The 12525-nt window shown below is 65.2% G+C and carries 9 protein-coding genes; 6 read left to right on the top strand and 3 right to left on the bottom strand.

Annotated features, from left to right (window positions below):
* Window positions 1-32: 32 nt before the first annotated feature.
* Both AAFP30_RS17950 and AAFP30_RS17945 read right to left on the bottom strand, forming a co-directional pair.
* The gene (locus AAFP30_RS17950) at window positions 33-1571 is read right to left on the bottom strand and encodes an APC family permease (protein WP_419231343.1); all 1539 of its coding nucleotides are present in this window, start codon (window positions 1569-1571) and stop codon (window positions 33-35) included.
* 132 nt (window positions 1572-1703) lie between these two features.
* The gene (locus AAFP30_RS17945; RefSeq protein ID WP_419231342.1) at window positions 1704-2609 is read right to left on the bottom strand and encodes a LysR family transcriptional regulator; all 906 of its coding nucleotides are present in this window, start codon (window positions 2607-2609) and stop codon (window positions 1704-1706) included.
* Between the two features lie 125 nt (window positions 2610-2734).
* Between AAFP30_RS17945 and AAFP30_RS17940 the strand changes: the two genes are divergently transcribed.
* From AAFP30_RS17940 to AAFP30_RS17920, 5 genes are read left to right on the top strand one after another with little or no spacing between them, the layout of a single operon-like run.
* Window positions 2735-3232 (top strand): secondary thiamine-phosphate synthase enzyme YjbQ, encoded by a 498-nt coding sequence (locus AAFP30_RS17940; RefSeq protein WP_419231341.1) that lies wholly within the window; start codon window positions 2735-2737, stop codon window positions 3230-3232.
* A gap of 2 nt (window positions 3233-3234) precedes the next feature.
* Window positions 3235-4707 (top strand): FGGY-family carbohydrate kinase, encoded by a 1473-nt coding sequence (locus tag AAFP30_RS17935; RefSeq protein WP_419231339.1) that lies wholly within the window; start codon window positions 3235-3237, stop codon window positions 4705-4707.
* Window positions 4708-4730: 23 nt separating this feature from the next.
* Window positions 4731-5513, top strand: a complete 783-nt coding sequence (locus AAFP30_RS17930) for a sugar phosphate isomerase/epimerase family protein (RefSeq protein WP_419231338.1) — start codon at window positions 4731-4733, stop codon at window positions 5511-5513.
* On the top strand, window positions 5510-6247 hold the full coding sequence (locus AAFP30_RS17925) for a triose-phosphate isomerase (protein ID WP_419231337.1): 738 nt from the start codon (window positions 5510-5512) through the stop codon (window positions 6245-6247). The genes AAFP30_RS17930 and AAFP30_RS17925 overlap by 4 nt, the downstream gene beginning before the upstream one ends.
* The gene (locus AAFP30_RS17920) at window positions 6244-7011 is read left to right on the top strand and encodes an SDR family oxidoreductase (RefSeq protein WP_419231336.1); all 768 of its coding nucleotides are present in this window, start codon (window positions 6244-6246) and stop codon (window positions 7009-7011) included. Before AAFP30_RS17925 ends, AAFP30_RS17920 begins: the two co-directional genes overlap by 4 nt.
* A gap of 103 nt (window positions 7012-7114) precedes the next feature.
* Here the strand turns inward: AAFP30_RS17920 and AAFP30_RS17915 are convergent, their stop codons facing one another.
* A complete protein-coding gene (locus tag AAFP30_RS17915) occupies window positions 7115-10696 on the bottom strand; it encodes an indolepyruvate ferredoxin oxidoreductase family protein (protein WP_419231335.1) in 3582 nt (1193 codons plus the stop codon).
* 214 nt (window positions 10697-10910) lie between these two features.
* Here AAFP30_RS17915 and AAFP30_RS17910 point away from each other — a divergent pair, with 214 nt between their 5' ends.
* Entirely contained in the window at window positions 10911-12515 is a 1605-nt protein-coding gene (locus AAFP30_RS17910; RefSeq protein ID WP_419231334.1) for a carboxyl transferase domain-containing protein, read from the top strand.
* The last annotated feature ends 10 nt before the right edge of the window (window positions 12516-12525 follow it).

Raw genomic sequence — 12525 nt, 5'->3', positions numbered from 1 at the left:
ACCCAAGGGAGCCAGGCGGCGTGAGCGAGTCGTTACTGGAGTTCGGAGAGCATCACTCCGGCGTCGTCAGGGTGATCCTTCGCGTAGTGCGGCCCGGCTTCGCCGTCGCGCAGTCGCTTGCGCAGCGCGAGCAGCCACCACAATGCCGCAACAGCGAGAATGCCGGCGAACACGTAGCCGTTGCCCGCGAACGGCGGAAGGAAGATCAGCGCTGCCTCGACGACCGCGAACACAACCAGGCTGATGATGAGTAGCGGCACGCGTGCTCGGCCGAGATCGAAGGTTCCCGGTTCCGCTGCCGGGACCCGGCCGCGGAAGCTGGCGATGAGCAGTCCGATCGCCTGCAGCAGGTAGCAGGTGAAGAATGCCAGCGTGGCAATCCCGAGGAAGTAGTTGAACGCCTTCTCGTTGATCAACGCGGACAGTAGCAGGAGTATCGACACCACGCCGAGAGTGATGACCGCTGTCGACGGGGTCTTGCGCTTCGGTGCAACGTGTCGCAGAGCTCGCGAAAACGGCATCATGTTGTCGCGCGACAGTGAGTACAGCAGCCGGGTTCCGACGAGGACGTTGGACAGCAGGCACACCAGAATGTTGGTGAGCGCCACCGCAACAATGAGGTGCGCCCACACTGGCCCGAGCTGCTGGTTGATGATCTCGTCGATCGGCGCAGACGAATCGGCAACTGCGGAAGGGTTACGGATTGCCAGAACGTACACGAGGTACATGGCGAACTCGATGACGCAGGAGACCGCGAATGCATAGAACATTGTGCGAGGGATAACGCGCCGCGCATCCTTCGTCTCTTCCGCCACGTCCGCGACCGCTTCGACGCCCACGAGACCGAAGAACGGGCCCAGCGCAGCCGTGAACCAGGCGACCATATACGGAGTCGCGTCGTCGGGACTGTGCCCGGTGAAAAGGGAGGAGATGGGCTGCGAGTGATCCGGGAGGACGATGATCACGATCGCAATCATCAGTGTGACGCCGATGGTGACGACGAGTTCCAACCCGACACCGATGTTGTTGACGAGGGTAGCCAGGCGCACGCGGTAAGCGTTGATCAGGACGCAGATGGCGACCACCGCGATCGCGATGAGGATCTGCTGCCGCTGCGAGAGATCCCAACCGAACACGTTGCCGAGGTATCCCGCGAAGACATAGCCCAGACTAGTCATGCCGCTGACCCAGCCGATCAGTGCGCTGACACCGGTGAACCATCCGAAGGTTGAGCCATTGAGTCGGCTTGTCCACTGGTACGCGTATCCGGCCAGCGGAATCTTCGCGGAGATGTCCGCGGCGATCAGGGTCCATAGGAGGAACACGGGAACGGCGAGAAACAGCGTCCAGATGAACGGCGCACCGGCGTTGGTGTAGCCAGCGCCGAAACCGGTAAACACCGCGGTGGTTGCGCTGATCGTCGAAAAGCCGATCGCGAAGGATGCGATCTTGCCTACCGAGCGGTCGAGCTTCTGCAGGTACCCGAACTCGGCAAGCCGTGCGTCCTCGTCCTCGCCGACGACGCGCGGCGGAGGCGTGAGGGATGTCTCATTGGGCAGTGATTGGGTCATGACGTCTCTTGTCCTCTACGGTCATCGCCGGGTCGCCCCGGGACGCGAGTGTGCTGTCCCACAAGTGAACCGAGAGAGCGCGGGGGCGCGGAAGTTCGAAGGTCTTATCTGGCGATAACCAAAGCTGATCAATCAGTCTGCGTCGATCAGCGGCAACCGGCCGAGCATGTATTCCACGAGGCGTGTCGCCGAGTGGGTGAGGTGTTGGCGTCGCCAGGCGATCGACGTGTAGCTGATAGGGCGGTCGACGATGGGTACAAACCGGACGCCCGGGCGGTCGTAGAGCCGCGCGAGCGAGGAGGTAGTGAAGCTGACTCCGACGCCACGGGATACGAGGGTGACCTCCGCTTCGTAGGTTGCGGCCTCGGCGGCGATCGTGGGGGCGACGCCGCCGCGCGCGTCGGCCGCGTACCAGTATTCGCGCCACCCGCCGGCGGTCTTGGGTGCGACGACGATCGGCTCATCCAAGAGTTCCCCGATGTGTAACTCTGTCCGATCGGCGAGTCGGTGTGTGCGGGGCAGACATGCGACCCATGACTCTTTGGCGACAACCTGCATCGCAATGTCGGGAACATCCACCGGAGGGCGCAGCAGCGCGAGGTCCACCGCGCCGGCTAGGAGGCCCGCGGTGGGATCGGTGAAGTCGTGCTCAACGGTCTCGATCGTCAGACCTGGCAGCGCGTTGTCGACGCCATCGAGCAATTGGAACAGGAGATCGGCGCCGGTGCCGATCAGATAGCCGATACGCACGTGCGCGTGGTCCACCAATTTGGCTGCGGTCTCGAGCGCGGCATCCACTTCCGCGAGCGCTTTCTCCACATGTGGCAGCCATTCCTGGCCGACCGCTGTCAGCGCCACCGAGCGGGTGTCCCGATCGAACAGTCGCTCCCCGAGAATGCGTTCGAGTTGTTGGATCGAGCCCGACAGTGCCGGCTGCGTGATGTAGAGCTTCTCCGCCGTCCGCCGGTAGTTGAGTTCAGTGCCGAGTGCTGCGAAATACCGCAGCAACCGCAGGCTCACATCCGGGAATGCGGCCACCGAGAACCTCCGATTGATAAGCGCTGATTATCTCATGATCATAACTTCTGGCTTCCGCTCCGCGGCTTTCGACAGCACGCTGAAGGACGACAACTAGTGGTCCCGATTGCACCGAGGAAGCGAAGATGCCGACCAGAAACACGACCATCACCCTGGAGACCCCTGCGCGCCAGGAGTTCTTCGACGTGACAGCGCAGGTGCAGGAGTTCGTCGGCGGGACCGGCATCGCCGACGGCGTCGTAGTGGTGTACTCGCCCCACACCAGCTGTTGCGTCCTCCTCCAAGAGGAGTCGGAGGACGTCACCTACTACGGCACGCAGTTACTGCTGCAGGACACCTTGAACGTGTTCGCAAAGATCGCACCGCCGACGCGTCACGAAGGGCAGTACCTGCACCCAGGACCGATTCATATCCGCAACGCAGCAGAGCTGCGCGACGAACTGCCCGAGTGGGGACTCAACACCGACGGGCACATCATTTCGTCGATTCTCGGGCGCTCGGAGAGTATCCCGCTCGTTGACGGCTCACTCGTGCTCGGTGAATTCGGCCGCATCTACTTCGGCGACCTGGACTCGGTTCGTGGCCGCACCCGCACCGTCCACGTCCAGGTCCTCGGCTCCTGACGATGCTTGTCTACGCCGTGGATGTCGGCACCACCAATGTGAAGGTGGTGCTGTATGACGACGGCCTTCGCCGTCTGGCCACGGCGAGCGCCGCGGCCGAATACGACCGTGAGGGTGACCGGGTCGAGTTCGACCCGTCGCGGCTCTTCGACATTGTCGTCGGCCTGATCGGCGACTGCGCTCGTACGTACGGAGACGTGACCGGTCACGAGGCGGTCATCGTCGTGACCGGTCAGGCGGAGTCGCTGATTCTCGTTGACCGGCACGGCGATCCCGTACGGCCCGGCATGTCGTGGCTCGACGACCGTGCCACCGCGGAGGTTGATGAGCTGGCCGCCAATTTCGATCCGGACGACGCGTTCGCGACCACCGGCGAGCCGTCGCCATCGGCGACCTGGCCTGCGGCAAAGTTGCGCTGGCTCGCGAAACACGAACCGGCGACCCTCGAGTCGACCCGCTGGGTACTCATGGTCAAAGACGAGCTTGTTCGTCGATTCACGGGCACGGCGTTTGGCGAGGAGACGACCCGGGGCTTCACATATCTGTGGGACGTTCGCAACCGCAGGTATTGGGACGACATGCTCGATTTCTGTTCTGTGCCCGTTGACACCCTCGCTCCGGTCGTTCCGGCCGGTACGGAAGTCGGGCGCGTCACCGAGGACGCTCGTCGTCGGCTCCCGGACGCCCTCGACTATCACGTCAATGTCGGAGCACTGGATCACTTCTGTGCGATGGTTGGCACCGGCTCCTACCGCCCGAACAGTGTCAGCGAATCGGCGGGCACCGTCCTATCCTTGTCGATGCTGGCCAGTGACTGGACGTTCTCCCCGAAGCGCAAGGTCAGTTTTCACGCCGGCCTTCGTCTCGACGACGTCGTGCTATTCAACGGCATCGACGCTGGTGGAGCGGCTCTGGACTGGTACCGCCGCGAAGGACTCGACAATCTCGCCTACGACGCGTTGGAACGAGAACTGACATCGCGCAATCATCGCGATGCACCGATCTTCCTGCCGTATCTCACCGGGGTGAACCCGCCCGATTACTACTCGGACGCGAAAGGTGCATTTCTCGAGCTGACTCTCGGCCACGACCGCTTCGACATGGCCTTCGCCGTCGAGGAGGGCGTTGCGCATCTGTTGCGGCGCAACATCGACGACCTCGCATTCGGTTCAGTGCGCGAGATCGTGTCGACCGGCGGCGGAGCGTCATCGCCGTTCTGGACTCAGCTGAAAGCCGACGTATGTGGCGTCGACGTGCTGGTTCCGGCAGAGCAGGAGGCCACCTGTCGGGGGGCTGCGGTGCTCGCGTTGGTCGCGCGAGGCGTGCTGGGCGGACTTGAGGACGCGAACGACCTTGCGCGCCCGCCGATCTCTCGTTTCGCGGCCACACCCTCGACTGTGCGCCGCGTGCGCTACCACCGCTTCTGTAATTATCTCGACCGCCTCTTCGGAGGCCCTGCTATGGAGGTTTCCTGATGAAACTGTGTTGTTCGTCCCCGATGGTGCCGGGCACCAGCCTGACCGAGAAGGCGGAGCGCCTTGCGACGTGGGGGTATGAAGGGATCGCGGTGTTCTGGCCGCTCGCTGAGTGGAGCAATGACGTCCGCGCCGAACTCGTCGCGCTTGAGAACCGCACCGGAGTCCGTCCCGTCGAATTTGTGCTTCAGGACGCCGTTTACGGCCACGCCATGTCGCAGGATGGCGACTTGAGAGAACGCTGCCGCGCCATGTACCGGCAATCAGCGGAAGTCTGCGCTGAAATCGGCGCCGTTATGGAGATCGAGTACGAATACGGTGCCCAGGATCCGCTTCCGCTTTTCGACCCCTACCGGCAGCTGAGCCCGGCCGACCACGACGCGTTTGTGCAGTACTACTCCGAGATCCTCCAGGTCGTGAACGGCTCTGACGCCCGTGTCCTCTTGGAGCCCATCAATCGGTACGAATGTGGATATCTGAACTCCGTCCGCGACAACCTGCGGATCATCGATGAAGTCGCGCACCCCAACGCCGGGCTTCTCCCTGACCTCTTCCACATGTCGATCGAGGAAGCTGATCCGGCCGCGGCGCTGCGAGAAGCGGGCGACCGGGTCGTCCACGTGCACCTCGGCGACAGCAACCGCCTCCTGCCCGGGCACGGACACCTGGACTGGGCCGCGATCTTCGCGGCGTTGCACGACATCGGCTATGCCGGACACGTGAACCTGGAGTGCTCGACCGAGGGCGACGCCGCCATCTCGCTGCCGGCAACGGCTTCCCGGCTGAAGCCGCTGATCGACGCATGAGCGCGAAGATGACCGGGCCGTTCTTCGAAATCGGCCCGAAGGGTTTCCTGCGCCGCACTCAACTCGAGTTGCTTGCCCGGGCCGCCGGCAACGCAGCGAGCGACTTCGACGTCACAGTGATCCTCACCGTTCCCACAGCCCTAATCGCACCGATCGCCGAACTCAACTGTGGCGTACTCGTTTTCGCGCAAACGATGGACCCTGAACCGCTGGGTGCGTCCATGGGCGCGGTCACACCGGAGTCGCTGGTCGACGCCGGAGCAGATGGCGTGATGCTCAACCATGAGAGCAATCCGCTCGCTCCCGCTGCCCTCGAGCACGCGGTGGCCCGAGCGAATGATTTGGGGCTCGAGACCATTGTCTGCGCCGGGTCGGAGGAGGAGGCCGTCCGCGCGGCCCGACTCGGACCGACCGCTGTGCTCTTTGAACCGCCCGCGTTGATCGGCACCGTCGGCGATCAGCCCCGACCGTGGATCGATGACGCGAATCGTGCGATTCGCGCCGCCAACGAAGCGGTGTTGACGATGCACGCCGGTGGCGTGAGCGATCCAGGGATCGCGCGCTCGATCATGGCCTCTGGCGCCGACGGAACCGGATCCACGAGCGGAATCCTGACAGCTGACCGACCGATCACTGCGGCTCGCGATTTCATCGCCGCAGCCCGTGCGGGCTGGGATTGCCGTCACCACATCTCCACAGATCCACTCACCACACATATCAAGGAGCGGAAATGATTCAGAACCTCAGCGATAAGACAGCCGTCATCACCGGCGGTGCTCGCGGAATCGGGTACGCCGTCGCGGACTCGCTGGCACAGCAGGGGGCGAAGATCGCGATCCTCGACCTGCTCGACACCGTCGAGAGCTCGGCTGCGCAATTGCACGACAAGCATGGCGTCGAGACCCTCGGCTTGCACCTCGACGTGACCGATCAGGATGCCACCGCCAGCGCATTCGACACCGTGACGAAGAGTCTCGGCGTGCCGCAGGTCCTCCTGACCGCAGCGGGTATCGAAATCAACGGCGATTCCGTCGATGTGACCGCCGCGCAATGGCGCAAGGTCATCGACGTCAACCTGACCGGAACTTTCTTTGCCACACAGGCATTCGGCCGTGGGCTGCTGGAGGCGGGTCTGCCCGGCAGCGCCGTGCTGGTCGCCTCGATGTCTGGTGTCATCGTGAACGTCCCGCAATGGGCCGCTTCGTACAACGCGTCCAAAGCCGCGGTTTCCCACCTCGGCAAGTCGCTTGCCGTGGAGTGGGCACCTGCCGGGATTCGGGTCAACTCGATCTCGCCGGGATATGTGCTCACCGATCTGACCCAGGAGATCATCGATCGCGAGCCGGCTCTGCAGGACGATTGGGTCGCACGAATCCCGCAGGGGCGCATGGCCACACCGGAGGACCTCACCGGTCTCGTGAGCTTCCTTGCCTCCGATGCGTCGAGCTACCTGACCGGACAGCAGATCGTGATCGACGGCGGCTACACCGCGATCTGATCGCACATCGGGCGCCGCGCCGCCGATCGCTGAAGCGACCGGCGGCCGGACGAGTGTCCATCAGATCTCGTTGAGTGGGAGTCGGTGCGAACTCGACGGTTGGTCAGACACCCAGCGCGGTGCGCTGCTTGGCCATTTCCGAGTGGTACTTCTCGACGTTGGCCATCTTGACGCCCTCGTAACCGCGAACCAGGTCGGGCAGGTCGGCGAGTGCGGTGGCGGCCGGGATCTGTTCGACGCCAACGCGTCCCGACGCCAGGCCGGTGAGCAGTGCGTCGATCAGTTCGCGGTACTCGACGATCAACGCGCGTTCGGTGCGTCGGATCTCGTTGCGGCCGAACGGGTCGAGCTTGGTCCCGCGGAGCTTCTTCATGCGGGCCAGACCGGCGAGCGGCTTGTCGGCCCACGCACCGAGGGACATCTTCTCGCGCATGCCGAGCTCGCGCAGCGTCGGCGGGTGCAGCCGGATCGCGACCTTCGCGTCGTCGCCGTACTGCTCGGCGATCTGTGCGGCGAAGGCCGGGTCCGCGGTCAGCCGGGCCACCTCGTACTCGTCCTTGTAGGCCATCAACTTGTACAGGTTGCGGGCCACCGCATCGGTCAGCGAATCACCGTGATCCGCGCGGTGCACGCGTGCCACCACGTCGAGATACTCACGCGCATAACGCTCGTCCTGATAGGCGATGAGCTCGTCGTAGCGGATTGCGATGCTGCGGGTGAGATCGTCGTCGAGCTGACCGAGAACCGCGACCGCAGCGAGTGCGTGGGCGCTCGGCTGCAACTCGGTCACCTCGGCGGTGCTGCCGTGCAACTCGTGAATCGTCTGCGTGATCGCGTCGGCGTCGGCGACGACCTGTCGGCCGCGGCGGAACGCCTGCGTATTGGCCTCCACCGCAACCCCGTTGAGGTCGATTGCCTGCTCGATGGATTCGGCGGTGATGGCAAGGGCCCCGGCCTGATAGGCGGCTCCGACCATCATCATGTTGGCGAACTGCTCGTCACCGAACAGCGACGTCGACAACTCGCCCGGATCGAGATAGACCGCGCGGGAGACCTTCGCGTCGATGGCGGCGTGCACCTGTGCGGCGGCCGGGAAGCCGACCGAGGTGTCGATGACCATCAGCCCGGTCGGGATCTCGGTGGTCGACACCACCGCGATCGTCTTGTCGGCGGCGGCGACCTTGAGGTTCACCGGATCGGTGCCGACGAGCGGATCGCACACGAGGTACAGGTCGCAGTCGTCGGAGGCGACCTTGGCGGCCTGCTCGATGCCATCCGGTGAGACCTTGACGTCGGAGACCACGGCGCCGCCCTTCTGGGCCAGGCCGGTCATGTCGACGGTGCGCGCGGCGTGTCCGTCGAGCACCGCCGCGGTGGCCAGCACCTGCGAGACGGTCACCACGCCGGTGCCGCCGATCCCGGTGACGCGCATCGAGAACGTATCCCGCAGCGTCGGCAGCGTCGGAGCGGGCAGCACGGCGTCGGCGATGGCCGGTGCCTTGGCCGCGGCACGTTTGGTGCCGGGCGTGACGGTCACGAACGACGGGCAGTCGCCCTTGAGGCACGAGTAGTCGACGTTGCAGGAGCTCTGGTCGATGTGGGTCTTGCGGCCGAACTCGGTGGAGATCGGATGCACCGAGAGGCAATTCGACTTCTCACCGCAGTCGCCGCAACCCTCGCAGATCCGCTCGTTGATCATCACGCGGGTGGCGGGGGTGGTCATGTTGCCGCGCTTGCGCTTCCGGCGCTTCTGGGCGGCGCAGTACTGGTCGTGGATCAGTACGGTCACGCCGGGCACCTCGGCCAGTTCCTGCTGGACGGTGAGCATGTCATCGCGGTGCCGGACCTCGACATTGCGGCCCAGCCCGCGGGCGCGGGTGGCGTCCGGGTCGTCGGAGGTCACCACGATGCGGGCGGCGCCCTCGTCGTTCAGTAGCGAGACGAGGCGGGGGAGGGCGAACTCGCCGACTGCGTCCTGGCCGCCGGTCATCGCGACGGTGCCGTTGTAGAGCAGCTTGTAGGTGATGTTCTCCCCGGACGCGACGGCCGCACGCAACGCCAGCGACGCCGAGTGGGTGAAGGTACCGTCGCCGACGTTCTGGACGAAGTGGTCGGCGGTGACGAAGGGGGCCATGCCCAGCCATTGCGCACCCTCGCCACCCATCTGGGTGAGTCCGGCGACCTCGCCGACCTGCTTCGGGTCCATCAGCAACACCATGGCGTGGCAGCCGATTCCGGCGCCGACCAGGGTGCCGTCGGAGACCTTGGTGGAGCTGTTGTGCGGGCAACCCGAGCAGAAGTACGGCGTGCGTACGGCCAGCGGCAGTTCGATGCGCATCGGCCGGGCGGCCTTGCGGTCCAACCAGTTCCGGGCCGCGTCGACGTTGTGGTGATGGGCGAGTCGGTTGGCCAGGCCGCGGGTGACCGAGTCGACGTCGAGTTCACCGAACCGGGAGAACAGGGTGGAGCCGTCCTCGTGGGTCTTGCCGACGATCTTCGGTGCACGCGGATGCCGGAAGAGGATGTCGCGCATCATCGTTTCGATGAAGTCGCGCTTCTCCTCGATCACGATGACCTCGTCGAGATCGCCGGTGGCGGTGTCGAACATGAAGCGGTTGAGGATGTCTCGTTCGATCGGGTAGACCATGCCGAGCTTGAGGATGCGGATGCCCAGGCGGTGCAGGTCGTCGTCGGTGATGTGCATCAGGCGCAGGGCTTCGCGCAGATCGAGGTAGGTCTTGCCGGCGGCGACGATGCCGATCCGGTCGTCGGAGCTCGAGACGGTGATCTTGTTGAGCCCGTTGAGGCGCGCGTACTCGAGTGCCCGAGGGATCCGGATGGTGAGCTGATTCTGTTCCAGCTCCATCAGATTCGGCCCGAGGAGACGTCCGCTGGGTACGTGCGGGCTGCGACCGAGGTCGCCGTAGACGGGCATGATGCGGTGCGGGTCGACCTGAGCGGTGGACGCGCCGTCGGCGACATGAGCGGAGATCTTCAGCGACGTCCACAGTCCGCTGACGCGACTCAGCACGGCGGCATGCACACCGAGGTCGAGGATGTCCTGCGAGTCGGCGGGGTAGAGGATCGGCATGTAGAGGTCGGCGAGCGCCATTTCCGACGCGCACGGCACCGACGAACTCTTGGCGCCCGGGTCGTCGCCGACCAGGGCGACGGCGCCGCCGTTCGGATGTGTGCCGATGAGGTTGGCGTGACGCAGGGCGTCGGTCGCGCGGTCGAGGCCGGGAGCCTTGCCGTACCAGTAGCCGACGACACCGTCGCGCGGGAGGCCATCGGCGGAGGGGGCGAGATCGGTGACCTGACCGGCCACCTGAGAACCCATCACCGATGTCGCGGCGAGCTCTTCGTTGAGGCCGGGGCGGTGTACGACGTCGAACGGTTCGAGGTAGTTCATGCGGCGCGCGATCTCGAGGTCGTAGCCGGCCAGCGGTGAACCCTCATAGCCGGAGATGAAGGAGGCGGTGCGCAGATTCTGCCGGCGGTCGATGCGGGCGCGGTCGCGGACCATGCGGACCAGGGCCTGGATGCCGGTGAGGTAGATCGAGCCCGATTCGCGGGTGTAGCGATCGTCGAGCGAGAACGAGGCGCCGCCGGTGGGAGCGGGAGAAACGGCCTCGTTGCGAGGTTGTGCGCCGAGCTTGTGGGCACGGTCATCTGCGAGGGTCATGGGGTTACCTGGCCTTCTTCATATGTGGTCCGCGGCGGCCGGGGTTATGGCTGTCGCGGGCATCGGTTGTCGCGCCCGGGGGTGGTGGGCTGACACCACACTACGGAATTTCGTGAGCCGCGTCACGTCCGCTGCCAGAATGAGATGAGGCGTGACAACCGCGGCATCGGTGACGTACGATGCTTTCAGTTAATCGCCACTAACTGAAAGGTCGATGGTGACCAGCACATTCAGTACGGATACCGCGCCCGCAGCGCCCGGATTCCGGGCCGATCACCTCGCGGGTGTCGAGGTCTTGCAGGAGCGGTTGCGCCAGGTGCGCCTCGGCGGCGGCCAGAAGGCCCGCGACCGGCACATCTCCCGCGGCAAACTCCTGCCGCGCGACCGTATCGACGGGCTGCTCGACGTCGGTTCGCCCTTTCTCGAGGTGGCACCGCTCGCCGCGGACGGCATGTACGACGGCCGTGTCCCGTCGGCGGGCGTCGTCGCCGGCGTCGGCCGGGTGGCCGGCCGCGAGTGCATGATCGTCGCCAACGACGCGACCGTCTCCGGCGGCACGTACTACCCGGTGACGGTGAAGAAGCACCTGCGGGCGCAGGAGATCGCCGCGGCCAACCGATTGCCGTGTATCTACCTCGTCGACTCCGGCGGTGCGATGCTGCTCCAGCAGGACGAGGTCTTCCCCGACCGCGAGCACTTCGGCCGGATCTTCTACAACCAGGCGACGATGAGCGCCGCCGGCATCCCGCAGATCGCCGCGGTGCTCGGGTCGTCGACGGCGGGTGGTGCCTATGTGCCCGCGATGAGCGACGAGACGGTCATCGTGCGCAACCAGGGCACCATCTTCCTGGCCGGGCCGCCGCTGGTGAAGGCGGCCACCGGCGAGGACGTCACCGCCGAGGAACTCGGCGGCGGTGCCATGCACTCGTCGGTCTCCGGCGTCACCGACCATCTCGTGGACAACGACGAACAGGCGTTGGCCAAGGTGAGGGAAATCGTCGCCACGCTCGGCCCGCGCGACGCGGCACAGTGGGACACCATCCCCGCACGCGAACCCAAACGACCGCAGACCGACATCTACGACGTCGTGCCGACGGATCCGAGGACCCCGTACGACATCCGCGAGGTCATCGAGATCATCAGCGACGGCGGCGAATACACCGAATTCAAGGCCAACTACGGCACCACACTGGTCACCGCCTTCGCCCACGTACACGGACATCCGGTCGGTTTCATCGGCAACAACGGGGTGCTGTTCAGCGAATCAGCGCTCAAGGGAGCGCATTTCATCGAACTCTGCGACCAGCGTCGCATCCCGTTGGTGTTCCTGCAGAACATCACCGGATTCATGGTCGGCCGCGCCTACGAGGAGGGCGGCATCGCCAAGAACGGCGCCAAGATGGTCAACGCCGTCGCGTGCGCCCGGGTCCCCAAACTGACCGTGATGGTCGGCGGTTCGTTCGGCGCGGGCAACTATTCGATGTGCGGCCGGGCGTATTCGCCGCGGTACCTGTGGATGTGGCCCAACGCGCGCATCTCGGTGATGGGTGGGCCGCAGGCCGCCGACACGCTGGCCACGGTGCGCCGAAACCAGATCGAGCGCTCCGGTGACGAGTGGCCGGCCAACGACGAGGAAGCGTTCAAGGCCCCGATCCGCGAGCAGTTCGAGCGGCAGTCCGACGCTTACTACTCCACCGCGCGCCTCTGGGACGACGGCATCATCGATCCGGCCCAGACCCGCACCATCCTCGGATTGGCCTTGGAGACATGCCGATACGCCCCGCTCGACGACCCGCGCTACGGCGTCTTCCGGATGTGATCGTGACCAT

The organism is Gordonia sp. CPCC 205515 (assembly GCF_048537925.1).
Taxonomy (GTDB): Bacteria; Actinomycetota; Actinomycetes; order Mycobacteriales; family Mycobacteriaceae; genus Gordonia.
The sequence above is the reverse complement of the archived record's forward strand: the minus strand, read 5'-3'. Positions and strand labels throughout refer to the sequence as shown.